Origin of the sequence: Streptomyces sp. NBC_01431 (assembly GCF_036231355.1) — a bacterium.
GTDB lineage: Bacteria > Actinomycetota > Actinomycetes > Streptomycetales > Streptomycetaceae > Streptomyces.
In genome coordinates, this window is record NZ_CP109496.1 from 4355420 (window position 1) to 4378692 (window position 23273).

General features: G+C 72.0%; 23 protein-coding genes. 17 read left to right on the top strand and 6 right to left on the bottom strand.

Features of this window, described 5'->3' with window-relative positions; translation table 11 throughout:
* Positions 1 to 20: 20 nt before the first annotated feature.
* The 13 genes from OG522_RS20060 (at position 21) to OG522_RS20120 (ending at position 14154) form a co-directional block, all read left to right on the top strand.
* Positions 21 to 809 carry an aldose epimerase family protein gene (locus OG522_RS20060; RefSeq protein ID WP_329464358.1) on the top strand — a complete coding sequence of 263 codons (789 nt, stop codon included), beginning with the start codon at positions 21 to 23 and terminating at the stop codon, positions 807 to 809.
* A gap of 10 nt (positions 810 to 819) precedes the next feature.
* On the top strand, positions 820 to 1359 hold the full coding sequence (gene pyrE, locus OG522_RS20065; protein WP_329464359.1) for an orotate phosphoribosyltransferase: 540 nt from the start codon (positions 820 to 822) through the stop codon (positions 1357 to 1359).
* Between the two features lie 212 nt (positions 1360 to 1571).
* Positions 1572 to 2594, top strand: coding sequence for a class II fructose-bisphosphate aldolase (gene fbaA, locus OG522_RS20070; protein ID WP_114040713.1), 1023 nt, complete (start codon positions 1572 to 1574; stop codon positions 2592 to 2594).
* 72 nt (positions 2595 to 2666) lie between these two features.
* A complete protein-coding gene (locus tag OG522_RS20075) occupies positions 2667 to 3812 on the top strand; it encodes a MalY/PatB family protein (protein ID WP_329464360.1) in 1146 nt (381 codons plus the stop codon).
* 124 nt (positions 3813 to 3936) lie between these two features.
* Positions 3937 to 5403 carry an MFS transporter gene (locus tag OG522_RS20080; protein WP_329464361.1) on the top strand — a complete coding sequence of 489 codons (1467 nt, stop codon included), beginning with the start codon at positions 3937 to 3939 and terminating at the stop codon, positions 5401 to 5403.
* 97 nt (positions 5404 to 5500) lie between these two features.
* Positions 5501 to 5914: a DUF3151 domain-containing protein gene (locus OG522_RS20085; RefSeq protein WP_329464362.1), complete on the top strand. Its 414-nt coding sequence runs from the start codon at positions 5501 to 5503 to the stop codon at positions 5912 to 5914.
* Positions 5915 to 6237: 323 nt separating this feature from the next.
* Entirely contained in the window at positions 6238 to 6987 is a 750-nt protein-coding gene (locus OG522_RS20090) for a DUF3152 domain-containing protein (RefSeq protein ID WP_329464363.1), read from the top strand.
* 102 nt (positions 6988 to 7089) lie between these two features.
* Positions 7090 to 7950, top strand: coding sequence for a tryptophan 2,3-dioxygenase family protein (locus tag OG522_RS20095; protein WP_443074717.1), 861 nt, complete (start codon positions 7090 to 7092; stop codon positions 7948 to 7950).
* Complete coding sequence (kynU, locus tag OG522_RS20100; protein ID WP_329464364.1) at positions 7943 to 9133, top strand: kynureninase; 1191 nt, start codon at positions 7943 to 7945, stop codon at positions 9131 to 9133. The genes OG522_RS20095 and kynU overlap by 8 nt, the downstream gene beginning before the upstream one ends.
* Positions 9134 to 9658: 525 nt before the next feature.
* The gene (locus OG522_RS20105; protein ID WP_329464365.1) at positions 9659 to 10528 is read left to right on the top strand and encodes an alpha/beta hydrolase; all 870 of its coding nucleotides are present in this window, start codon (positions 9659 to 9661) and stop codon (positions 10526 to 10528) included.
* Between the two features lie 148 nt (positions 10529 to 10676).
* Entirely contained in the window at positions 10677 to 12068 is a 1392-nt protein-coding gene (locus tag OG522_RS20110; protein ID WP_443074718.1) for a sensor histidine kinase, read from the top strand.
* Positions 12065 to 12733: a response regulator transcription factor gene (locus tag OG522_RS20115; RefSeq protein WP_329464366.1), complete on the top strand. Its 669-nt coding sequence runs from the start codon at positions 12065 to 12067 to the stop codon at positions 12731 to 12733. Before OG522_RS20110 ends, OG522_RS20115 begins: the two co-directional genes overlap by 4 nt.
* A gap of 197 nt (positions 12734 to 12930) precedes the next feature.
* Positions 12931 to 14154, top strand: coding sequence for a cytochrome P450 (locus OG522_RS20120; protein ID WP_329464367.1), 1224 nt, complete (start codon positions 12931 to 12933; stop codon positions 14152 to 14154).
* Between the two features lie 7 nt (positions 14155 to 14161).
* On the opposite strand, the gene OG522_RS20125 is transcribed toward OG522_RS20120, so the two are convergent.
* Positions 14162 to 15784, bottom strand: coding sequence for an ABC transporter permease (locus OG522_RS20125; protein ID WP_329464368.1), 1623 nt, complete (start codon positions 15782 to 15784; stop codon positions 14162 to 14164).
* Complete coding sequence (locus OG522_RS20130; RefSeq protein WP_329464369.1) at positions 15781 to 16698, bottom strand: ABC transporter ATP-binding protein; 918 nt, start codon at positions 16696 to 16698, stop codon at positions 15781 to 15783. Before OG522_RS20130 ends, OG522_RS20125 begins: the two co-directional genes overlap by 4 nt.
* 64 nt (positions 16699 to 16762) lie before the next feature.
* Between OG522_RS20130 and OG522_RS20135 the strand changes: the two genes are divergently transcribed.
* Positions 16763 to 17311: a GbsR/MarR family transcriptional regulator gene (locus OG522_RS20135; RefSeq protein ID WP_329464370.1), complete on the top strand. Its 549-nt coding sequence runs from the start codon at positions 16763 to 16765 to the stop codon at positions 17309 to 17311.
* A 55-nt stretch (positions 17312 to 17366) separates the two neighbouring features.
* On the opposite strand, the gene OG522_RS20140 is transcribed toward OG522_RS20135, so the two are convergent.
* A complete protein-coding gene (locus tag OG522_RS20140; RefSeq protein ID WP_329464371.1) occupies positions 17367 to 18179 on the bottom strand; it encodes a diacylglycerol kinase in 813 nt (270 codons plus the stop codon).
* A 176-nt stretch (positions 18180 to 18355) separates the two neighbouring features.
* Between OG522_RS20140 and OG522_RS20145 the strand changes: the two genes are divergently transcribed.
* The gene (locus OG522_RS20145; RefSeq protein ID WP_329464372.1) at positions 18356 to 19639 is read left to right on the top strand and encodes an adenylosuccinate synthase; all 1284 of its coding nucleotides are present in this window, start codon (positions 18356 to 18358) and stop codon (positions 19637 to 19639) included.
* Positions 19640 to 19727: 88 nt separating this feature from the next.
* Here OG522_RS20145 and OG522_RS20150 read toward each other — a convergent pair whose 3' ends face one another.
* From OG522_RS20150 to OG522_RS20160, 3 genes are all read right to left on the bottom strand, one after another.
* Complete coding sequence (locus OG522_RS20150) at positions 19728 to 19874, bottom strand: hypothetical protein (RefSeq protein WP_329464373.1); 147 nt, start codon at positions 19872 to 19874, stop codon at positions 19728 to 19730.
* Between the two features lie 103 nt (positions 19875 to 19977).
* Positions 19978 to 20175, bottom strand: coding sequence for an acyl-CoA carboxylase subunit epsilon (locus tag OG522_RS20155; RefSeq protein ID WP_329464375.1), 198 nt, complete (start codon positions 20173 to 20175; stop codon positions 19978 to 19980).
* Entirely contained in the window at positions 20172 to 21743 is a 1572-nt protein-coding gene (locus OG522_RS20160; protein WP_329464376.1) for an acyl-CoA carboxylase subunit beta, read from the bottom strand. Before OG522_RS20160 ends, OG522_RS20155 begins: the two co-directional genes overlap by 4 nt.
* 215 nt (positions 21744 to 21958) lie before the next feature.
* On the opposite strand from OG522_RS20160, the gene OG522_RS20165 reads away from it, so the two are divergent.
* Entirely contained in the window at positions 21959 to 22609 is a 651-nt protein-coding gene (locus OG522_RS20165; RefSeq protein WP_329464377.1) for a sensor histidine kinase, read from the top strand.
* The gene (locus tag OG522_RS20170) at positions 22606 to 23259 is read left to right on the top strand and encodes a response regulator transcription factor (protein WP_329464378.1); all 654 of its coding nucleotides are present in this window, start codon (positions 22606 to 22608) and stop codon (positions 23257 to 23259) included. Before OG522_RS20165 ends, OG522_RS20170 begins: the two co-directional genes overlap by 4 nt.
* The last annotated feature ends 14 nt before the right edge of the window (positions 23260 to 23273 follow it).

Genomic DNA, 23273 nt, shown 5'->3' on the forward strand with positions numbered 1-23273 from the left:
CCACCGGTTAGGGTCGGGGCGTGAGCAGTGACCAGATCAAATTGGGCGCCGGCGGCACGGAATTGACCGTGGACGCGGGCGACGGCTGCCGGATCAGCAGCCTGCGGATCGACGGCACCGAGATGCTGCGCCAGGGCGAGCGGTACGGCTGCTTCCCGATGGTGCCGTGGTGCGGACGCGTCGAGAACGGCCTGTTCCGCGACGGGGGCGAGAAGTACCAACTGCCGCTCAACGCGGCCCCGCACGCCATCCACGGCACCGCGCGCGACCATGCGTGGAAGACGGCGCGGGTCTCGGACACCGAGGCCGTCTTCACCTACGAGCTGGCCGAGCCCTGGCCGTACACCGGCACGGTCACCCAGATCTTCGAGCTGACCCCGGACGCGCTGACCGTGCGGATGGGCATCGAGACGTACGACAACTCCTTCCCGGCCCAGGTCGGCTGGCACCCCTGGTTCCGGCGGGAGATCGACGGCAGCCGGGTCGAGCTCGCCTTCGAGCCCGAGTGGCAGGAGGAGCGCGGCGATGACCACCTGCCCACCGGACGGCGCATCCCGCCCCTGCCGGGCCCCTGGGACGACTGCTTCGGCATGCCCGACGGCGTGGACGTCACCCTCACCTGGCCGGGGCTGCTCGAACTGAAGGTGACCAGCCCCGGCGAGTGGGTCGTGGTCTACGACGAGCAGGACGAGGCCGTGTGCGTGGAGCCGCAGTCGGGGCCGCCCAACGGTCTCAACACGCTGCCCCGCCTCGTCACCCCCATCGACCCGCTGGAGCTGGCGACCACATGGACCTGGCGCCGCCTCTAAGCTGACTGGCATGACTGACGTACGCGCTGACCTGCTCCAGCAGATCAAGGACAAGGCCGTGGTGCACGGCAAGGTGACCCTTTCGTCGGGTCGTGAGGCCGACTACTACATCGACCTGCGCCGCATCACGCTGGACGGCGAGGCCGCGCCTCTGGTCGGTCAGGTCATGCTCGACCTCACCGCCGAGCTCGACTTCGACTGCGTGGGCGGTCTGACCCTCGGCGCCGACCCGGTCGCCACCTCGATGCTGCACGCCTCCGCCGCCCGCGGGCAGCGCCTCGACGCCTTCGTCGTGCGCAAGGCGCAGAAGGCGCACGGGATGCAGCGCCGTATCGAGGGCGCCGACGTCAAGGGCCGCCGCTGCCTCGTGGTCGAGGACACCTCCACCACCGGCGGCTCGCCGCTGACCGCCGTCGAGGCGGTGCGCGAGGCGGGCGGCGAGGTCGTCGCCGTCGCCACGATCGTCGACCGGGGCGCTTCTGCCGCGATCGCCGACGCCGGGCTGCCCTACCTCACCGGGTACCAGCTGGCGGACCTCGACCTCGCGTAAAACTCGTGACGTAGCTCCCGGGATCCGGTCCTACGGTTCTGACCTGGGCGTTCTTCAAGGGGCGGGCTGTTTCACGTGAAACGGCCCGCCCCTCGCGCGTCCGCCGGGTGGAGCCAGTGCCAGAGTCTGGAAAGATGGGCCGCGACGATGACGTCGCCCCCAGGTCAGGGCCAGCACATACCGCACACCCGCACATCCCAAGGAGCGGACAGATGCCCATCGCAACCCCCGAGGTCTACAACGAGATGCTCGACCGGGCGAAGGCAGGCAAGTTCGCCTACCCGGCCATCAACGTGACCTCGACCCAGACCTTGCACGCTGCGCTGCGCGGCTTCGCGGAGGCCGAGAGCGACGGCATCATCCAGATCTCCACCGGTGGTGCCGAGTTCCTGGGTGGCCAGTACAACAAGGACATGGTCACCGGCGCGGTCGCCCTGGCCGAGTTCGCGCACGTCGTCGCCGCCAAGTACGACATCACGGTCGCGCTGCACACCGACCACTGCCCCAAGGACAAGCTGGACGGCTACGTCCGCCCGCTCCTTGAGGTCTCCGCCGAGCGCGTCGCCAAGGGCCTGAACCCGCTCTTCCAGTCGCACATGTGGGACGGCTCCGCCGAGACCCTCGCCGACAACCTGGCCATCGGCCAGGAGCTGCTCGCGAAGGCCGCCGCCGCGAAGATCATCCTTGAGGTCGAGATCACCCCGACCGGCGGCGAGGAGGACGGCGTCAGCCACGAGATCAACGACGAGCTGTACACGACCGTCGACGACGCGCTGCGCACCGCCGAGGCTCTGGGCCTGGGCGAGAAGGGCCGCTACCTGCTCGCCGCGTCCTTCGGCAACGTCCACGGCGTCTACAAGCCGGGCAACGTCGTGCTCCGTCCCGAGCTGCTCAAGGACCTCCAGGCGGGCGTCGGCGAGAAGTACGGCAAGGCCTCGCCGTTCGACTTCGTCTTCCACGGCGGCTCCGGCTCGACGGCCGAGGAGATCGCGACCGCCCTGGAGAACGGCGTCGTCAAGATGAACCTCGACACCGACACCCAGTACGCCTTCACCCGCCCCGTCGCGGACCACATGTTCCGCAACTACGACGGCGTCCTGAAGGTCGACGGCGAGGTCGGCAAGAAGTCGACGTACGACCCGCGCACCTGGGGCAAGCTGGCCGAGGCGGGCATGGCCAAGCGCGTGACCGAGGCGTGCGCGAACCTTCGCTCGACCGGCACGAAGCTGAAGTAATCACGTCCTGACCGCTTGGGCCCGGCCTCCCCTTGGGGGGTGCCGGGCCCGAGCCGTATCCGGAGGCCTTGGATGACGTACGACTTCGACATACCCGTGGACCGGCGTGGCACCTGGAGCGTCCAGTGGGACGGGGTGGACCGGCGGTTCGGGGCGGCGGGGCTGTTGCCGTTCACCATCTCCGACATGGACTTCGCCTGCCCGCCGCCCGTGCTCGCGGCGCTCCAGGAGCGGGTCGCACACGGCGTGTTCGGCTACACCGACTGGCAGAACGAGGAATTCCGCTCGGCGGTGCGCGACTGGTACCGGGTGCGGCACGCGACGGAGATCGACACCGGCCGCCTCGTCTACGCGCCCTCCGTGCTCAACCAGCTCTCGCAGCTCCTGCGCATGTGGACCGGGCCCGGGGACGCGGTCGTTGTCCACACCCCTGTGTACGACGGTTTCCGCAAGGCGGTCGGCGGGCTTGGGCGCGAGCTGCGCGGCGTCCCGCTCGACGACCCGGCCGCGCTTGAGGCGGCACTGGCCCGGGACGGCAGCCGGGTGCTGCTGCTGTGCTCGCCGCACAATCCGACGGGCCGGGTGTGGACCGAGGCCGAACTGGCGGGCTTCGCCGCGCTGGCCGAGCGCTGCGGGGTCGCGGTGATCAGCGACGAGATCCACGCGGACTTCGTCCACGACGGCCACCGCCACCTGCCGTGGACCCGGTTCGGGCGGGGCCGCTGGGCGCTGATCACCTCCGGCACGAAGTCGTTCAACTTCCCGGCGCTGACCGGTTCGTACGGGGTGGTCGGCGAGGCGGCGGACCACGCGGAGTTCGTCCGCCGCATGGAGACTGGGGAGGGGCTCGGCTCGCCCGCGGTCCTTTCGCTGGTCGCGCACATCGCGGCGTACCGGGAGGGCGGGGAATGGCTGGACGAGGTGCGGGCGTACGTCGCGGGAAACCTGGCATTGGTGGCCGATCGCCTCAACTCTGCCTTTTCCACGCTGAGTTGGGAGCCCCCGGAGGCCGGGTACCTCGCCTGGATCGACCTGCGTCCCCTGGGTGTGGACGACGCGGCGCTTCAGCGGGAGCTGGTGGAGGGGGAGCGGGTGGCGATCATGCCCGGGTCGGTTTACGGGGCGCCGGGGTTCGTTCGCCTGAACGTGGGCTGTGCGCGGTCGAAGGTGGAGGCGGGGGTGGGGGCGCTGACGCGGGCGCTGGGCCGGCTGGCCTGACCGGGCCCGCTGCCGGCTCCGGTCGGCGGAAACCAACCCCCTTGCGGCTACTGAGGAACGGACCTCGTCCCCGCCCCGGCCCCGGTGGGTTTCGGGAAGGGGCGGGGTGGGGGACAGTTCCGCTGTGGCGGACTACGTACGCATCGGTACCCGTCCCGGCCGCTGGGTGCTGCTCACCACCGTGCTCGGGTCCGGCATGGCCATGCTCGACTCGACCGTCGTCAACGTCGCGCTCCCCCACATCGGCGTCGACCTGGACGCCGACATGGCCGTCCTCCAGTGGACCGTCAACGCCTACATGCTCACCCTCGCCGGCTTCATCCTGCTCGGCGGCGCCCTCGGCGACCGCTACGGGCGGCGGAAGGTGTTCGTCATCGGAGTGGTGTGGTTCGCCGCCGGGTCGCTGCTGTGCGGGCTCGCCCCCGGCGCCGGGGTGCTCATCGCCGCCCGCGCCCTCCAGGGCATCGGCGGTGCCCTGCTCACCCCCGGCTCCCTCGCGATCATCCAGGCGAGCTTCCATCCGGACGACCGGGCCCGCGCGGTCGGCGTGTGGTCCGGGCTCGGCGGGGTCGGCGCGGCCGTCGGCCCCTTCCTCGGCGGCTGGCTGGTCGACGGCCCCGGCTGGCGCTGGGTGTTCCTGATCAACGTGCCGCTGGCCGCGCTCTGCGTCCCGGTCGCGCTCGGCCGCGTACCGGAGTCGCGCGACCCCCGCGCCCACACCGGTCGCTTCGACGTGATGGGCGCCGCGCTCGGGGCGCTGACGCTCGCGCTCGTGACGTACGCGCTGATCGAAGCCCCCGGGCAGGGCTCGTCGCGGCTGGTCGTCGGGGCCGCGGTCGCCGGGCTCGGGCTCGGCGCGGCGTTCGTGCGCCGCGAGCGGCGGCTGCCCGACCCGATGCTGCCGCTGGACATCTTCCACTCCCGCGTCTTCACCGCCGTCAACGCGGTCACCGTCTGTGTGTACGCCGCCTTCGGCGGGTTCTTCTTCCTCGCCGCGCTCCAGCTCCAGGTCGTCGCCGGATACTCGGCGCTCGGCGCGGGCGCGGCCCTGCTGCCGACGACGGTGCTGATGCTGCTGCTCTCCGCCCGCTCGGGCGAGCTCGGCCAGCGGATCGGGCCGCGCATCCCGCTCACCGTCGGACCGCTGCTGTGCGCGGCCGGGATGCTGCTGATGCTGCGGGTCGGCGAGCACGCGGCGTACGTAACGGATGTGCTGCCCGCGCTGCTGGTGCTCGGCCTCGGCATGGTCACCCTGGTGGCGCCGCTCACCGCGACGGTGCTCGGGTCCGTGGACGTGGGGCGGGCCGGGCTCGCCAGCGGCATCAACAACGCCGCCGCGCGCGCCGCCGGACTGCTCGCGGTGGCCGCGCTGCCGCTGGCCGCGGGGATGGGGCCCGAGGCGTACCGGTCGGCGGCGGAGTTCGGGGCGACGTTCCGGCGGGCGATGCCGATGTGCGCGGGGGCGCTGGTGCTGGCCTCCGTGATCGCCTTCCTGACCGTGCGGCGGCCGGGCGCGGAGGCTTCCGAGCCGCAGTGCCGGATGCAGTGCGGGGTGTCCGGGCCGGCCATTGAGCCGGGGCGGGCCGAGTAGCGCGGCCGGGCCGAGCCCCAGCAGCCACCGGGCCGCACCCCGGAGGGTCTCGCCAAGGGGCGGGGCGGTGAGATCTTCCCCTGGCAGACTGGGCCCCATGTCCATTCACGAGAACCTGCTCGGGGGCCCCGCCCCGACCCTGCTGCCCGACGACCCGGAGCCGCGTGAGCTGCTCGCCGGCGGCACCGCGCCCGCCGAGGTCGCCGCCAAGTACCCCACCTCCTCGCTCGCCTGGGCACAGCTCGCCGACGACGCGTTCGACGGCGGGCGCTCCGTCGAGTCGTACGCCTACGCCCGTACCGGATACCACCGCGGCCTGGACTCGCTGCGCCGCGCCGGATGGAAGGGCCACGGCCCGGTGCCGTGGGAGCACGAGCCCAACCGCGGTTTCCTGCGCGCCCTGCACGCCCTCGCGCGCGCCGCGCAGGCGATCGGCGAGGACGCCGAGCACGAGCGCTGCACGGCCTTCCTGCGGGACTCCTCGCCGCTCGCCGCCGACACCCTGGGCTGACGCCGTGGCCTGATCAACTCGGGCCGGATCGGGAACGCCTGTGCCGTCCGTGGCGTCTGTACATCTGACACGGACGGCACGGGCAGCCGCGTACGGCACGAAAACGCGGGCCCGGCCGCATCGACAGGCTGGCGCAGAGGCCCCACTCCTCTCCCCCCAACTCCAGCCGGGGACCAGGGGAGAACTCCGTCTTGGGCAAGCGAGGCGCCCGCAGCGCAGTCAGTGGTGGCCGGAAACAGGCAGAGCGGCACGGGGCACGTCAGCGGCCGCCGGGCCGGGCGCCGCGGCGCGGCCGGGCCGCTCGGCGGCGGTCGCGACCGCGCGTGCTGCTCGTCGTCGGATGCCTGCTCGGGCTCACGGTGATCGGCGGGGTCGCCGTCGCGCAGTGGCCGGGTGGCGGCCACACGAGCGCCGTGGAGCCCGGCAACACCGTCGCGAGCCCCATGGAGGCCCAGCCCCCGCTGCCCGTCAAGCCCTCGGTGTCCACCAGCCCGAACGCGCCCCATGTACCCGCCTCGGGCCCCGGCACCTTCACCACCGCGCGGGCCTCCGGCCAGACCGTCGGCACGGCGGGGCCGCTGCGCCGCTACGCGGTGCAGGTCGAGGACGGCGTGGACGTCTCGGCCAAGGACGCCGCCCTCGACGTCCAGAAGATCCTCGCCGACCCGCGGAGCTGGGCCGCGCACGGCAAGGGCCGCTTCCAGCTGGTGGCCGACGGCGCCGATGTCGTCATCAAGATCGCCACCCCGAAGACCACCGACAAGCTGTGCGCCTCCAACGGAGATACCGGCGGCGAGCTGAACTGCGAGGTCACGGGCGGTGTCATCGTCAACCTCAAGCGGTGGGTGACCGGCTCGCCGCAGTACGACGGGCCGCCCGCCGAGTACCGCCACCTCATCATCAACCACGAGATAGGCCACATGATCGGCTATCACCAGCACATGGCCTGCCCGGGTGCCGGAAAGCTCGCCCCGGTGATGATGCAGCAGATCAAGGGCCTCAACGGCTGCAAGTCCAACGCCTGGCCGTACACCTCGGACGGGACGTTCATCTCGGGGCCCTCGGTGCCCTGACGAAGCGGACGGAACCGTGTTTATGATGCGGGTGGGGACCGGGGCTCCGATGCCGACCAAGGAAGGGGCGGACCGCTACCCGGACACATCGAGGAGACAGCGATGTCATCAAAGATGTCCGAACCGGTCGAGTCGCCCCAACCGGGCGACGAGCCGGAGACCCCGAATCTGGACTTCGCGGGCACCACACCGTACGAGGACTACGTCCAGGCGGACGTCCTCACCCACCTCCAGCACCTGCGCTCCGACGATCCGGGCGAGATGGTCTTCCTGGTCACCACCCAGGTCATGGAGCTGTGGTTCACGGTCATCGTGCACGAGTGGGAGACCGCGTCGCGGGCGCTGCGCGCGGACCGGGTGCAGGTCGCGGTCGACGCCCTGAAGCGTTCGGTACGGGAGCTGGAGGCGCTCAACGCCTCGTGGACGCCGCTGGCGCAGCTGACCCCGGCCCAGTTCAACTCCTACCGCTCCGCGCTCGGCGAGGGCTCCGGATTCCAGTCGGCGATGTACCGGCGGATGGAGTTCCTGCTCGGCGACAAGTCCGCGTCGATGCTGGTCCCGCACCGGGGCGCGCCGCGCGTGTACGCCGAGCTGGAGAAGGCGCTGGGCGAACCGAGCCTGTACGACGAGGTGCTCGCGCTGCTCGCCCGCCGCGGGTACGCGATCCCAGCCTCGGCCCTCCAGCGCGACCTGGCCCAGAAGTACGAGCCGTCCGCCGAGGTCGAGGCGGTCTGGTCCGAGCTGTACGCGGGCGACCAGAACGCTGAACTGGTGCGCCTGGGCGAGGCGTTGACCGATGTCGGCGAACTCGTGTGGCGATGGCGCAACGACCACCTCGTCGCGACCCGGCGGGCGATGGGCGCGAAGACGGGTACCGGCGGGTCGGCCGGGGTGGCGTGGCTGGAGAAGCGGGCCACGAAGAGCGTGTTCCCCGAGCTGTGGACAGCGCGCAGCCATGTCTGAGGCGCTGGCCAAGAAGGCCGCGGCGCTGGACGCCGCAGACGAACTCGCCCCGCACCGCGACCTGTTCGCCCTCGAAGAGGGCGCCGTCTACCTTGACGGGAACTCGCTGGGCGCGCTGCCCCGCCACGTTCCGGCCCGGATGCAGGAGGTCATCGCCCGCGAGTGGGGCGAACTGCGCATCCGCTCCTGGGAGGAGAGCGGCTGGTGGACCGCGCCGGAACGCATCGGCGACCGGATCGCGCCGCTGGTCGGGGCCGCGCCGGGCCGGATCGTGGTCGGCGACTCGACGAGCGTGAACGTCTTCAAGGCGCTGGTGGCGGCGGTGCGGCTGGCCGGGGACGACCGGGACGAGATCCTGGTCGACGCCTCCACGTTCCCCACGGACGGGTACGTGGCGGAGTCGGCCGCGCGCATGACGGGTCGTCAGATCCGGGCCCTGGCGCCCGGGGAGATGGTCGCGGCGCTGGGCTCGCGTACGGCGGCGGTGCTGGTCAACCACGTGGACTACCGCACGGGCCGCCTGAACGACCTGCCGGGGATGACGGCGGCGATCCAGGCGGCCGGGGCGCTCGCGGTCTGGGACCTGTGCCACAGCGCGGGCGCGCTGCCGGTCGGCCTCGACGCGCACGGCGTCGATCTCGCGGTGGGCTGCACCTACAAGTACCTGAACGGCGGCCCGGGTTCACCGGCGTACCTGTACGTACGCGGCGACCATCAGGCCCGCTTCGACTCGCCGCTGCCCGGGTGGAACTCGCACGAGGACCCCTTCGGGATGCGGCCCGAGTACGTGCCGGGCGAGGGCGCGGTACGGGGCCGGGTGGGCACCCCGGACATCCTGTCCATGCTGGCCCTGGAGTCGGCCCTCGATGTGTGGGAGGGAGTCTCGATCGAGGCGGTCAGGGCGAAGTCCCTGGCCCTGACGGACTTCTTCCTGGAGTGCGTGGAGGCGTACGTTCCGGCCGGGCGGGTGTCGTCGGTGACGCCGCTGCCGCACGCGGAACGCGGCAGCCAGGTCTCGTTGCGCTGCCCGGAGGCGGGCGAGGCGATGCGCGCGCTGACCGCCCGCGGGGTGGTGGGCGACTACCGCCGCCCCGACATCCTCCGCTTCGGCTTCACCCCCCTGTACGTGGGCTTCGCCGAGGCGGAGCGGGCGGCGGGGGAGCTGGCGAGGGTCCTGAGCTGAGGGCGGGGCCTTGCCCTCCCCACCCACCCCCTGCGGGGCCGCCCCCTGGTCCGCCGCTGGCCGTGCGCTGCGCCTGATCGCGCAGTTCCTCGCGCCCCCTGGGGGGCGGGGTGCTTGGTCTTGTGCGGACCGTGTGTGGTTGTTCGCGCAGTTCCCCGCGCCCCTGGGTGGGTTGGGGTGCTTGGTCTTGTGCGGGCCGTGTGTGGCTGGTCGCGCAGTTCCTCGCGCCCCTGGGGGTGTGGCCTGGCGGTGCGTGGAATGGGCTCGCGGCACGGAGGGGCGGCCGCCGGCGGTGGGATGTGCCCACTGGTGCTCAGCCTTGGCAGGGCAGTCACGGGTGGGCGGGAGGGTGGGTAGGCCCGCCGGAGGCGGGCGCTCGCGTATGGCGGGCGGGCGCCGAACCCCGTGGCCACCCACTGGTGCTCAGCTTTGGCAGGGCAGTCACGGGTGGGCGGGTGGGAAAGGGCGCCCCCCAACCACACTGGTAGCGTGATCAACCCCCGTGGCCCGGCGAAAGGTTGGGGAATGACGGATTCCGCAGAGCGTGACGCGGCTGAAGAGGCCTCCGCCTTTTCGCATCCCCCCGTCACCCCGGACGCCACCGCCGCCTACGGCTCCCACCCCGACCAGGTGGTCGACTTCTACACCCCCCGGGACGGGAACAACGCCGCCCCCCTCGTCGTGCTCCTGCACGGCGGCGCCTGGCGGGCCCCGTACGACCGCACCCACCTCACCCCCTTCGCGGACTTCCTGGCCCGGCGCGGATTCGTCGTGGCGAACGTGGAGTACCGGCGCGGGAGCCTGCTGCCGCAGCAGGGTGGCGACGCCCCGGTCGCCGGGCGCTGGCCGGACACGTTCGACGACGTGGCGGCGGCACTGGACGCGCTGCCCGCCCTCGTACGGGACGCGGTGCCGCACGCCGACCCCCGCCGCACCGTACTGGCCGGGCACTCGGCCGGCGGCCACCTCGCCCTGTGGGCGGCGGGCCGCCATGTGCTGCCCGAGGGTTCCCCGTGGCGCACCCCGCGCCCGGCCCCGCTGCGCGGAGTCGTGGCGATGGCCCCCATAGCGGACTTCGCGAAGGCGCTGGAGCTGGACGTGTGCGGCGGAGCGCTGCTCCAACTCCTCGGCGGAAAGGGGGAGTTGGCGGCGCGTGCCCCGCACGCCGACCCCGCCGCGCTGCTCCCCACCGGCATCGCCACGGTCGTCGTGCAGGGCCGGGAGGACATCGTCGTACCGCAGGCCGTCGCGGAGGCGTACGTGGACGCGGCGGCGAAGGCGGGCGAGACCGTGGGCCTGACCCTCCTGGACGACGTGGGCCACTTCCCGCTGATCGACCCGGCGGCGGACGCGTGCGCGGTGGTGGCCGAGGAAATCGCCCAGCTCGCGTACTGAGTCGCCCCGCTCGCGTACTGAATCGCCCCGCCGCGTGCTGAACGGTCGCGGGCGGCGTTCCCCGTGCCCGCCTAGTACCTGAGGCGGAGCTTCAAGGATCCCCATCTCGCCGGACGCCGCCCGGCGGCCCGCCCCCTACCGTGGAGGCGTGAACGAGACGACCAGACCCCGGCAGGGGAGAGGCAGTGCGGCGGGTGGCGGTGTCGGCCACGCGACGCTGCGGAGTCCAGAGTTCCGGTTGGCCGCGAACGTGTACGCGGGGCTCCGCAACGACCTGTTCCACGACGCCTTCGCCTACCGGCCGCTGCCCCGCAAGAAGACCGACGGCCTGCTGACCCGCCGCCTGAGGGGACGGATACGCGAGTACGCGTCGTGGACCCCGCACGCGTTCGTGGGCTTCCTGGCGTTCTGCTCATTCCTGTTCGGGCTGGGAAACCGCGACCAGGAGTGGTTCGGCGGGATCACCTGGCTGCTCGGCGGACTGTTCCTGGCCACGCCGGTGGTCATGACGCTGGTGCGTCCCGTCGGCGCGTTCTGGCTGTCCTGCGCGGTGACGCTCGTGTCGGGGACGACCGCCGGCCACGGCGGTTTCGGCCCCTGGTCACCCGGCACGTTCTTCATGCACCTGTGCGTCCTCGCCGTGGTGGGCCTGCGCACCCGCCCCCGGGTGGCGGCCTGGATGTGGGCGCTCACCGTCGTCCTCGGCTTGCTCCTGAGCTCCGTACAGGGCACGTACGGTGGCAACGCCGTGCCGATGGCGACCGTCTACGCCCTCGTGCTGCTCGTCATCTGCGTCCTGCACATCCGGCGCGACGCCGAGCGGCAAGTCAGCGCGGAGAAGTCGGTCACCGCCGTGGAGCGCGACCGGCGGACCGTGCTTGAGGAACGTACGAACATCGCGCGCGAGCTGCACGATGTGGTGGCGCACCACATGTCGGTGGTCGCCATCCAGGCCGAGGCCGCGCCGTACCGGGTGGAGAACCCGCCGCCCGAGCTGGCCCAGGCCTTCGTCACGATCCGCGAGAACGCGGTGGCCGCGCTCACCGAGCTGCGCCGGGTGCTCGGTGTCGTACGCGCGGAGGACTACGAGGCGCCGGACGCCCCCCAGCCCACCCTCGCCGACCTGGACAGTCTGCTGGCCAACGTCCGCGAGGCCGGGCTGCCCGTCGAGAAGGTCATCACCGGTGCGGTACGCGAACTCCCGCAGGGCGTGGAGCTGTCGGCGTACCGGATCGTCCAGGAGGCGTTGAGCAATACGCTGCGGCACGCGCCCGGCGCGGCGGCACGGGTGGAGATCGGATACGTTCTGGGCGGCCTCGGCCTGCGGATCGTCAACGGTCCCGCGACCGCCGAGGCGGGGCCCTCGCAGGGGTCCGGGCACGGGATCACGGGCATGGAGGAACGGGTGGCGATGCTGGGCGGAGCGATGACGGCGGAGCCGGGCGCGGCGGGCGGCTACGAGGTCACCGTCTTCATCCCGGTCGCCGCGGCCGAGCCGGAACCGGCGGCCACGAGCCTGGCGAAGGACGGACAGGCATGACGGCGATACGCGTTCTGATCGTCGACGATCAGATGATGGTGCGCGAGGGCTTCTCCGTGCTGCTCGGCGCGCAGCCGGACATCGAGGTCGTCGGCGAGGCGGTCGACGGCCGCGAGGCGGTCGCCCAGGTGCAGGCGCTGCGGCCCGACGTGGTGCTGATGGACATCCGGATGCCCGGGATGAACGGCATCGAGGCGACGCGGGAGATCGTCGCGGCGGGCGACGCGTCGAAGGTGCTCGTCCTGACGACGTTCGATCTGGACGAGTACGTCTACCAGGCGCTGCGGGCGGGCGCGTCCGGCTTCCTGCTGAAGGACGCCTCGGCGCGTCAACTCGCCGAAGGCGTACGGGTGGTGGCGTCCGGGGAGGCTCTGCTCGCGCCCTCGGTGACGCGCCGCCTGATCAACGAGTTCGCGCGGGTTGTGCCGGCGCCGCGGGCCGGGGCGCCGGCGCCGGGGCAGGTCGATGAGCTGACCGACCGGGAGACGGAGGTCCTGGTGCTGATCGCCCAGGGCCTCTCGAACCAGGAGATCGCGGACCGGCTGGTGGTGGCGGAGTCCACGATCAAGACGCATGTGAGCCGGGTGCTGGTGAAGCTGGGGCTGCGTGACCGTACGCAGGCGGCGGTGTACGCGTACGAAACCCGCCTGGTGACGCCGGGCTGAGGCGCCCTTCGCTTGCCGCGGGCTGTGCGGGTGCGTGGTCTTTGCGCGGGCCGTGCGTGGTTGATCGCGCAGTTCCCCGCGCCCCTGGGTGGGTTGGTCTCGTGTGGTCTCGTGCGGGCCGTGCGTGGTTGGTCGAGCGGTTCCCCGCGCCCCTGAGGGGGCTTGATCTGCTGGGGTTCGCCCCGCATGCTCCCCGCATGGATGCCACCGCCGTCTTTCGTCCTGGCTCGGCCGACTTCGTAGCCGACCCCTATCCCGCGTACGCCGAGCTCCGCGCCGCGGGCCGGGTGCACTACTACGCCCCCACCGCCCAGTGGCTCGTCCCGCACCACGCGGACGTCTCCGCGCTGCTGCGGGATCGAAGGCTCGGCCGGAGTTACCGGCACCGCTTCACCCACGAGGAGTTCGGCCGCACCACGCCACCCGCGGCGCACGAGCCGTTCCACACCCTCAACGATCATGGCCTGCTCGACCTGGAGCCCCCGGACCACACCAGGATCCGGCGGCTCGTCTCGCAGGCGTTCACCCCGCGTACCGTCGAGCGCCTCGCCCCGACCGTGCGGCGTCTGGCGGCCCGCCTCGTCGACGACTTCCGTGCGGCGGGCGGCGGCGATCTCGTCGCCGAGGTCGCCGAGCCGCTGCCCGTCGCGGTCATCGCCGAGATGCTCGGCATCCCCGAGGCCGACCGCCCCCTCCTGCGCCCCTGGTCCGCCGCCATCTGCGGCATGTACGAACTCGCCCCGGACGAGGAAACCGCCGCCCGCGCCGTGAAGGCTTCGCTGGAATTCACCGAATACCTGCGGGAGTTGATCGCCGGGCGGCGCAAGAACCCCGGCGACGATCTCATCTCCGCGCTCATCGCGGCGTACGAGGACGAGAGCGGCGACCGGCTCAGCGAGCAGGAGATGATTTCGACCTGCGTGCTGCTGCTCAACGCGGGCCACGAGGCCACCGTCAACACCACCGCCAACGGATGGTGGGCCCTGCTGCGCAACCCCGCACAGCTCGCCGCGCTCCGAGCCGCCCCGGACGCGCTCCTGCCCACCGCGGTCGAGGAGCTGATGCGGTACGACACTCCGCTCCAGCTCTTCGAGCGCTGGGTCCTCGAAGACATCGAGTTCGCGGGACAGATCCTGCCGCGCGGCAGCGAGGTCGCCCTGCTCTTCGGCTCCGCCAACCGCGACCCGGCCCGGTTCGCCGACCCCGACACCCTGGACCTCGCCCGCGCCGACAACCCGCACATCTCCTTCGGCGCCGGCATCCACTACTGCCTCGGCGCGCCGCTGGCCCGCCTCGAACTCCAGGCTTCCTTCGGGGAGTTGCTCAAGAAGGCGCCCCTGCTGCGACTGGCCGCCGAACCCGAGTGGCAGGCCGGATTCGTCATCAGGGGCTTGAAGGAACTCCACGTGGTCGTCGAGTGAACGGAGTTCACGTCACCAGGTCGCGACGGCGGAACGCCGCGAGCCCCGCCGTCACCAGCGCTGCCGCGATCAGCGTCAGGACCAGCACCGGTGTCCACACCATCGGAGTACCGGGCAGCTTCGGCAGCCGGCCGAAGGGTGAGAGGCCGAGGACGGCCCGGGGCAGGTTCAGCGCGGGGCCGATCCAGCCGAGCGCCAGACACACCCCGACCACCGCGAGCGCGGCCTGCGCGAGCTTCGGGAACGCCCCGTACAGCAGCATCGCGAGCCCCGCGAGCGTCCAGACCGCCGGGAGCTGGACCAGCGCCGCGCCCAGGACCGGGCCCGTCCTTCCGCCGTAGCCGACGGCCAGGCCGAGCCCGCCGACCACCATGATCAGGGCCGAGCCGCCGAACGCGATCACGAGGTGCCCGGCCGCCCACCGCACCCGGCCCACCGCGTTCGCGAGCACCGGTTCGGCCCGCTGTCCGGTCTCCTCGCCGTGCAGTCGCAGCACCGAGGAGGTGGCATACAGGGCCGCGACCATCCCCAGCATGCCGACCATCGTCGCCAGGAACGCGTCGGTCAGGCCCGACTGCCCGCCCATGCGCTGGATGATCTCCTTGGTCTGTGCGTTGTCACCGACCAGATCGGCCGCCCCGTTCGTCATCCCGCCGAAGAGCAGCCCGGCCAGCGCGAATCCGAGGGTCCAGCCGATGACGCCGCCGCGCTGGAGCCGCCGGGCCAGCCCGTACGCCGTCGTGATGCCGCCCTCGGCGGGCCCCGGCCTCGGCGCGACGAAGCTCATCCCGATGTCGCGCCGCCCCGCCAGCACGTACGCCGCCGCGCCCTGCGCGAGGGCCGCCGCCGCGATCAGGAGCAGCGCCCACCAGCGCTCGCCCGCGTACGGCCGTACGTTCTCGGCCCAGCCCAGCGGGGAGAGCCGGTCGAGTACCGAGGAGGCGTCGCGGGTGGCGGTGTCTCCGGCCGCCCTGAGCAGGAAGGCCGCGCCGAGCACCGCGCCGGTGAGCCCCTTGGCGAGGCGTGCGCTCTCCGTCAGCTGCGCCATGATCGCCGCCATGCCCGCGAAGAGCATGCCGATCGCGGCGGTCGTCAGTCCCAGCGCGGCCGAACCGGCCGTGTTTCCGGTCGACTTGGCGAGCCCGGCCGTGATGATCAGCGCGACGGCCGCGTTGGCGACCAGCGCGGCGAGCAGCGCCGACGTGAGCGGCGCCCGTCGCCCCACCATGGCGGAGGACAACAGTTCCTGACGCCCCGTCTCCTCTTCCTCCCGGGTGTGCCGTACGACGATGAGCAGGCTCATCACCGCCGCGAGCACATACCCGAACCCGCCGAACCGCCAGGCCGTGAGCCCGCCGACCGAGTCCCCGAAAACCGGCCCGTACAGCGCCCGCAGCGAGCCGTTCCGGCCCATCGAGTGGGCCACGTCCGCGCGTTGTGCGGCGGTGGTGTACACCTTCTCCAGCGTGCCCGCCCCGCTGGCGACCAGCGAGCCGAGTGCGAGGGCCCACACCGGGAGCATCACCCGGTCCCGGCGCAGCGCGAGTCTCAACAGGGCACCGGTGCCGGTCAGTTCACCGGCCGAGCGGACCCGTACCCGTACCGGCCGGGATGCCGTGGTCGTACTCATCGGGTCACCGCCCCTTCGCCGTCCGCTTCCTCGGCGCCGGTGTAGTGGCGCAGGAACAGCTCCTCCAGGGTGGGCGGGGTGGAGACGAGGGAGCGTACGCCCGACGCGGTGAGCGAGCGGAGCACCGCGTCCAGCTTGTCGGTGTCGACCTGGAGCTTGACCCGCCGTCCTCGTACGTCCAGGTCGTACACGCCGGGCAGGTGGGCCAACCCGTTGGGGGCGGCGGCGAGTTCGGCGGTGACGGAGGTGCGCGTGAGGTGGCGCAGCTCGGCGAGCGAGCCGGTCTCCACCGTCCGGCCCCGGCGGATGATGCTCACCCGGTCGCAGAGGCTCTCCACCTCGCTGAGGATGTGCGAGGACAGCAGCACGGTCCGGCCCCGGTCGCGCTCCTCCTCCACGCAGCCCTGGAAGACCTCCTCCATCAGCGGGTCGAGCCCGGAAGTCGGTTCGTCCAGGATCAACACGTCCACGTCCGAGGCGAACGCCGCGACCAGGGCGACCTTCTGCCGGTTGCCTTTGGAGTAGGTGCGCCCCTTCTTGGTGGGGTCGAGCTCGAACCGCTCGATGAGGTCGGCGCGGCGGGACGCGTCGAGGCCGCCCCTCAACCTGCCGTACAGGTCGATGACTTCGCCGCCGGAGAGGTTGCGCCACAGGGTCACGTCGCCCGGTACGTACGCCACGTGCCGGTGCAGTTCGACCGCGTCCGTCCAGGGGTCGCGGCCGAGGAGCTGGGCGGCGCCGGAGTCGGCGCGCAGCAGTCCGAGCAGCACCCGGATGGTGGTGGACTTCCCGGAGCCGTTGGGGCCGAGGAACCCGTGGACCTCGCCGGTCTCGACGGCGAGGTCGAGGCCGTCGAGGGCGTGGGTGCGCCCGAACGACTTGTGCAGTCCGGCGACCGTGATTGCCTTCGTCATGTTTTTGAACGTACGGTATTTTCACGAAGTTGTGAAGTTAAGGAACCCTGTAAAGTCCGTGTTCATGACCAGGGTCGAGCGGGAGGTTCGGGACGTGCGGGACGCCAACGGGACGCCGTCGGAGCGGGACGAGGACGCGGTGGCCCGGTTCGTCGAACGGTTCGCCTCCGAGCTGACCGAGGCGGGCATGCAGCGGATGGCGGCCCGGGTGTTCGCCGCGCTGCTCATCTCCGAGTCCGGTTCGATGACCTCGGCGGAACTCGCCTCGGCGCTCCGGATCAGCCCCGCGGCGGTCTCGGGTGCGATCCGCTACCTCTCCCAGGTCAACATGGTCGGCCGCGAGCGCGAGCCGGGTTCGCGGCGGGACCGGTACGTGCTGCACAACGAGCTCTGGTACGAGACCTTCACCAACCGGGACCGGCTGCTCACGCGCTGGGAGCAGGTCATGCGGGACGGCGTCGCCAGTGCGGGTGGGCCGGGGACGGCGGCGGGGGCGCGGATGGCGGAGACGGCGGCGTTCTTCACGTTCCTGCACGGGGAGCTGTCGCAGCTGATGGGGCGCTGGCGCACCCACCGCGCGACCCTGGACCTGCCGCCGATTCCGCCGGAGTAGAACTCCCCCGGCGCCCGGGAGGGGCCTGATGCCCCCCCGCCGGGGCCGGGCCCGGTCACCCCGGCAGAACCAGCCCCCACGCGCCCGAAAGCGCCGTCCACGTCCGGGTGCGGACCGGGCCCGCGACCACTGCGTCCGCCCGGTAGCGGAAGCCACCCGCCGGCCCGGCGCCGGAGACCGTCACCACCCTCGCCACCGCCCGCGCCCGTTCCCCGGAGCGGCCGTGCACCACCACCTGTGCGAGCCCGTCCGCCGAGGCCAGGGACACGCCGGTCACCGGGCGGTCCACGTCCGTCAGGAGCACCCCGTCCGCCTCCACCCGCAGGCGGTGGGCCATCGCCGCCGCCACCGGCGCGGGGGCCCGCACCAGCGTGCGGGCGAGCGAGCGGCAGGTGCCCCACACCGACGACGGCGGCGCGGCCGGCGCGGGCCGGCTCAGGTCGGGGATCCGCAGCGCGCCGAGCACCACCCCGTCGCTGTCGTCGACCAGCAGGTCGAGGCGGCGCTCGGTGCCCTCCAGGACCGCCCGCGCCGCCGCCACCGCGCCCATCGGCACGCCCAGCGAGCGGGCGAGCTCCAGCGAGGCCGCCCCTCCCACCGGAACCAGCGCCAGCGCGCCCCGCGCCAGCTCACGCTCCTTGTGCAGCAGCGTCACGGTGCGTAGCAGCGCGGCGTCGTCACCGACCACTACCGTGCGTCGGCCGCCCCGCCGGGCCAGCGCCCGCGCGAATTCCTCCGGGCCCTGCGGCCAGCAAATCTTCGCCTGTGCTCCCGCACACAGAACATCCTTCGCGATCCGTACGGACTCGCCGTCAATACGGCGGGCGACCGGGTCGATGAGCACGACGAGCTGGTGCGCAGCCGACACCTCGGTCCTTCCTCGGGTAGCATCTTTGTGCAAGAGCCCCTTGCGCTATTGCGCCAGGGGCTTCGTCTATTCCGGGGCAGCGGTTCAACGGATCAGGCCCATGGTGTACGCATCCACGTATGGAACGCGTATGCCCCTGACCTTGGACATGCCCCGCCCGGAAGGGGTGTACGCCTGTGCCCGCACTTGTGCTGCTCGGTGCTCAGTGGGGTGACGAGGGCAAGGGAAAGGCCACCGACCTCCTCGGTGGATCCGTTGACTATGTGGTGCGTTACCAGGGCGGCAACAATGCCGGCCACACGGTTGTCGTAGGCGACCAGAAGTACGCGCTGCATCTTCTCCCTTCCGGAATCCTCTCGCCGGGGTGCACCCCGGTGATCGGTAACGGAGTCGTCGTCGACCCGGCGGTCCTGCTCTCCGAGCTGAGCGGGCTGAACGAGCGCGGCGTCGACACGTCCAAGCTCCTGATCAGCGGAAATGCTCACCTGATCACGCCGTACAACGTCACGCTCGACAAGGTCTCCGAGCGCTTCCTCGGCAAGCGGAAGATCGGCACCACGGGTCGCGGCATCGGCCCGACCTACGCCGACAAGATCAACCGCGTCGGCATCCGCGTCCAGGACCTCTACGACGAGTCGATCCTTGAGCAGAAGGTCGAGGCGGCCCTGGAGGGCAAGAACCAGCTGCTCGCCAAGATCTACAACCGCCGCTCGATCGAGGCGGGCAAGATCGTCGAGGAGATGCTCCAGTACGCGGAGCAGATCAAGCCGTTCGTCGCCGACACCACGCTGATCCTCAACAAGGCGCTGGACGACGACAAGGTGGTCCTCTTCGAGGGCGGCCAGGGCACCCTGCTCGACGTCGACCACGGCACGTACCCGTTCGTCACGTCCTCCAACCCGACCGCGGGCGGCGCCTGCACGGGCGCGGGGGTCGGGCCGACGAAGATCAGCCGCGTCATCGGCATCCTCAAGGCGTACACGACCCGCGTCGGCGCGGGCCCGTTCCCGACCGAGCTGTTCGACGAGGACGGCGAGGCGCTGCGCCGCATCGGTGGCGAGCGCGGTGTCACCACCGGCCGCGACCGCCGCTGCGGCTGGTTCGACGCGCCGATCGCGCGCTACGCGACCCGCGTCAACGGCCTGACCGACTTCTTCCTCACCAAGCTGGACGTGCTGACCGGCTGGGAGGAGATCCCGGTGTGCGTCGCCTACGAGATCGACGGCAAGCGCGTCGAGGAACTGCCGTACTCGCAGACCGACTTCCACCACGCGAAGCCGATCTACGAGAAGCTGCCCGGCTGGTCCGAGGACATCACCAAGGCGAAGACCTTCGCGGACCTGCCGAAGAACGCGCAGGCGTACGTGAAGGCCCTTGAGGAGATGTCGGGCGCCCCGATCTCCGCGATCGGCGTCGGCCCCGGCCGCACCGAGACGATCGAGATCAACTCCTTCATCTGATCGCTGTTCACGTCATCCGGGAGCCCCCCCCGGATCGAGGATTGCTGAGTGGGGCTCCCGGCGGCAAACGTGCCGCCGGGAGCCCCACTCAGTCGATTCCGGGCAGTATGTGCGGCTCCGCGAGGTCCTCCTCGTAGCCGGCGAGCCGGATCGGGGCGCATCTGGCCCAGATGTCGAGGCTGCTCAACTCCTGTTCCCCCGCGGCTCGTTCGCGGATGGTCGTGTCCGGTGCCATCGGCTGACTCCTTCCGTCCCTGACGTTGCGGGAACGCTAACGGCCGCCGCTGGACCGCGGGACGCGGCTGCCACGAAGGTGGGAGCGCCCGGTACCGAAGGTGTCAGCGGTGCCAGGATCCGGCGCCGGGGTGGTGGGCCCGGCGCGGGCGGCGCCAGGCGGGCCGGGGCGGCGGCGCGGGCTCCGCGGCCGGCTGCCGGGCGAGGCCGAGCAGCACCGCGGTGAGGGCGGCCAGTTCGTGCGGGTCGGGATCGCCGCGGACGACGTGGAAGGCGGCGGGGCGGTTCTCGGCGGCGCTCATACCGGCGGGTTCCCGTGTTTGCGGGCCGGCAGGTCGGCGTGTTTGGTGCGGAGCATGGCCAGCGCCCGGATCAGCACCGAGCGGGTGTCGCGCGGGTCGATGACTTCGTCCACGAGGCCGCGCTCGGCGGCGTAATAGGGGTGCATCAGCTCGGTCTCGTACTCCTTGATGCGCTGGGCGCGGACCGCGTCCGGGTCGTCGGCCGCGGCTATCTCGCGGCGGAAGATCACGCCCGCCGCACCCTCGGCGCCCATCACGGCGATCTCGTTGGACGGCCAGGCGAGCGACAGGTCGGCGCCGATGGAGCGCGAGTCCATGACGATGTACGCGCCGCCGTAGGCCTTGCGCACGATCAGCTGGATGCGGGGCACGGTCGCGTTGCAGTACGCGTAGAGCAGTTTGGCGCCGTGCCGGATGATCCCCTCGTGCTCCTGGCCGACGCCGGGCAGGAAGCCGGGCACGTCCACCAGCGTCACCAGCGGAATGCTGAACGCGTCGCAGAACTGCACGAAGCGGGCGCCCTTCTCCGACGCCTCGATGTTGAGGACGCCCGCCACCGCCGATGGCTGGTTGGCGACGATCCCCACCACCTGGCCGTCGAGCCGGGCGAGCGCACACACCAGGTTGGCGGCCCAGGCGGCGTGCACCTCGAAGTAGTCGCCGTCGTCGACGACTTCCTCGATGACCTGACGCATGTCGTAGGCGCGGCTGGGCTCGGTGGGCACGAGGTCGAGCAGCCCGTCGCAGCGCCGGTCGGCCGGGTCCTCGCTCGGCACCGCGGGCGCCAGCTCGTGGTTGTTGGCGGGCAGCAGCGACAGCAGGTGGCGTACGTCCGCCAGGCAGCTCTCCTCGTCGTCGTAGGCGGCGCTCGCCACCCCGGACAGCTGCGCGTGCACATCGGCGCCGCCGAGTTCGTTCTGGCTGACCTTCTCGCCGGTGACGGCCTGGACGACGTCGGGGCCGGTGATGAACATCTGGGAGATGCCGCGGACCATGAAGACGAAGTCGGTGAGCGCGGGGGAGTAGGCCGCGCCGCCCGCGCAGGGGCCGAGCATCACGCTGATCTGCGGGATGACTCCGGAGGCGGCCACATTGCGGCGGAAGATGCCGCCGTAGCCGGCCAGCGCCGAGACGCCTTCCTGGATCCGGGCGCCCGCGCCGTCGTTGAGGCTGACCAGCGGGGCGCCCGCGGCGGCCGCGAGGTCCATCAGTTTGTGGATCTTCTCGGCGTGCGCTTCGCCGAGGGCGCCGCCGAAGATCCGGAAGTCGTGGGCGTAGACGAAGACGGTGCGGCCCTCGACGGTGCCCCAGCCGGTGACCACACCGTCGCTGTAGGGGCGTTTGTGCTCCAGGCCGAAGCCGGTGGCACGGTGCCGGCGCAGCGATTCGATCTCGGTGAAGGAGCCCTCGTCCAGCAATAGCGCGACACGTTCGCGGGCGGTCAGTTTGCCGCGGGCGTGCTGGCGTTCAGTGGCCGCGGGCTCCGGTCCCTGGTGGGCCCGTGCGCGCAGCCGTTCCAGCTCGCCGAGCCGGGTGTGCGCGTCGGACCTCTGGTCGAGCACGGTCATGAGTACTCCTGCCTCCACTGAGGGGCCGGCGTCGGCCGGCCGGGGCGGTGATCCGGGGCGGTGATCCGGGAATCAGCATGCCAGAGATTGATTCCTTCGTGAAGGTATTTTATTGTGGGGGTCGTTGGTGAGGGTGCGCGCACTGTCGGTGCCGCCCCGGGCCTTCCCCTGTTTGTACGTACTCCGTCACGCACCCAGCGAGGAAGGAAGGACCGATGCAGCAGCAGGAGACCGGCCGCCGGCACCAGTGGGTGGCGCGCGAGCTGCACGACCGGGTGGGGAACGAACTCGCTGTGGCCCAGCGTCAGTTGGAGCTCGTCGAGCTGCACCTGACGCGGAACCCCGCGCTGGCCGCGGAGCGGATCTCCGGTGGTCTGCGGGCGCTGGCCGAGGCGATGCGCGTCACCCGTGAGCTGGCCGGGGAGCTCGCCGCGGGCCGCGCCCCGCGCCCCGCCCGCGGCGATCTGGCCGACGACCTCCGCTCCTTCGCGCGCGCCCTCATGCCGACCGGTACGCGGGTCGCCGTCCAGGTGGGCGGCGACCAGGACCGGCTTCCCGACGAGCAGCGCGGCCAGCTGTTCCTGATCCTGTGCGAAGCGATGCGCAACGCCTCCACGCACGCGGCGGCGGAACACGTCTTCGTCCACGCGGACATCACCGCGACGGCCGTGTCCGCGGCCGTCGAGGACAACGGAAAGGGATTCGACATGATCGGCGACCCACCGGCCGGCCACGGCATCGGCCTGGCCTCCATGCGGGAGCGCGCCCGCGCCCTGGGCGGCAGAGCGAGCGTCGTCTCCGTGCCGGGCCGGGGCACCCGGGTCAGCGCGTGGCTGCCGCTGCCCGTCGGGGGGCCGCGGCCGTGACCGGCGCCCGGGTACGCATTCTGCTCGCCGACGACCACGCGATCCTGCGCGAGACGCTGCGCGAATGCCTGGAGGCCGAGGAGGACTTCGAGGTGGTGGCGGACGGCGCGGACGGCGCCCAGGCCACCGCGCTCTCGGCCCGGCTGCGCCCCGATGTGCTGCTGCTCGACGTGGAGATGCCCGGAGCACCGGTGGGCGTCACCGTCCAGCGGGTCCTGGAGGTGTCCCCGCGCACCCGGATCATCATCCTCAGCATGCACGAAAGCCCGGACCTGGTCCGGGAGTTGCTGGCGTTGGGCATCCGCGGCTATCTCAACAAGCGGGTGAGCAGGCACCATCTGGCGTCGGTGATCCGGGGTGTGATGCGCGAGGGCGACGAGGTCCAGATCTCGGTGTCGCAGTTCGCCGCGCTCGCGCCGGGCGCGCAGGACAACCGCATCTCGCCCCGGGAGCGGGAACTGCTCACCCTGGTCGCCCAGGCGCTGAGCAACCGTCAGATCGCGGTCCGCCTCAGCATCACCGAAGGCACCGTCAAGCGTCATCTGCGCAACATCTTCGGCAAGTTGGGCGCGGTCTCGCGGATCGACGCCGTCAACAAGGCGGTCGCCGCCTCGCTGATCGCGCCGCAGCCCGCGGGGCGGGAGAGGTGACACCCCTCCCGCCC

What these genes read in the sequence shown, in the direction of transcription:
- OG522_RS20155 (WP_329464375.1), bottom strand. Translation starts at nt 20,175, where the DNA reads ATGAGCGCCGCCGAGAACCGCCCCGCCGCCTTCCACGTCGTCCGCGGC.
- OG522_RS20075 (WP_329464360.1), top strand. Translation starts at nt 2,667, where the DNA reads ATGACGTACGACTTCGACATACCCGTGGACCGGCGTGGCACCTGGAGC.
- OG522_RS20120 (WP_329464367.1), top strand. Translation starts at nt 12,931, where the DNA reads ATGGATGCCACCGCCGTCTTTCGTCCTGGCTCGGCCGACTTCGTAGCC.
- fbaA (WP_114040713.1), top strand. Translation starts at nt 1,572, where the DNA reads ATGCCCATCGCAACCCCCGAGGTCTACAACGAGATGCTCGACCGGGCG.
- OG522_RS20115 (WP_329464366.1), top strand. Translation starts at nt 12,065, where the DNA reads ATGACGGCGATACGCGTTCTGATCGTCGACGATCAGATGATGGTGCGC.
- pyrE (WP_329464359.1), top strand. Translation starts at nt 820, where the DNA reads ATGACTGACGTACGCGCTGACCTGCTCCAGCAGATCAAGGACAAGGCC.
- OG522_RS20165 (WP_329464377.1), top strand. Translation starts at nt 21,959, where the DNA reads ATGCAGCAGCAGGAGACCGGCCGCCGGCACCAGTGGGTGGCGCGCGAG.
- OG522_RS20160 (WP_329464376.1), bottom strand. Translation starts at nt 21,743, where the DNA reads ATGACCGTGCTCGACCAGAGGTCCGACGCGCACACCCGGCTCGGCGAG.
- OG522_RS20105 (WP_329464365.1), top strand. Translation starts at nt 9,659, where the DNA reads ATGACGGATTCCGCAGAGCGTGACGCGGCTGAAGAGGCCTCCGCCTTT.
- OG522_RS20150 (WP_329464373.1), bottom strand. Translation starts at nt 19,874, where the DNA reads ATGGCACCGGACACGACCATCCGCGAACGAGCCGCGGGGGAACAGGAG.
- OG522_RS20125 (WP_329464368.1), bottom strand. Translation starts at nt 15,784, where the DNA reads ATGAGTACGACCACGGCATCCCGGCCGGTACGGGTACGGGTCCGCTCG.
- OG522_RS20130 (WP_329464369.1), bottom strand. Translation starts at nt 16,698, where the DNA reads ATGACGAAGGCAATCACGGTCGCCGGACTGCACAAGTCGTTCGGGCGC.
- OG522_RS20095 (WP_443074717.1), top strand. Translation starts at nt 7,090, where the DNA reads ATGTCATCAAAGATGTCCGAACCGGTCGAGTCGCCCCAACCGGGCGAC.
- OG522_RS20135 (WP_329464370.1), top strand. Translation starts at nt 16,763, where the DNA reads ATGACCAGGGTCGAGCGGGAGGTTCGGGACGTGCGGGACGCCAACGGG.
- kynU (WP_329464364.1), top strand. Translation starts at nt 7,943, where the DNA reads ATGTCTGAGGCGCTGGCCAAGAAGGCCGCGGCGCTGGACGCCGCAGAC.
- OG522_RS20085 (WP_329464362.1), top strand. Translation starts at nt 5,501, where the DNA reads ATGTCCATTCACGAGAACCTGCTCGGGGGCCCCGCCCCGACCCTGCTG.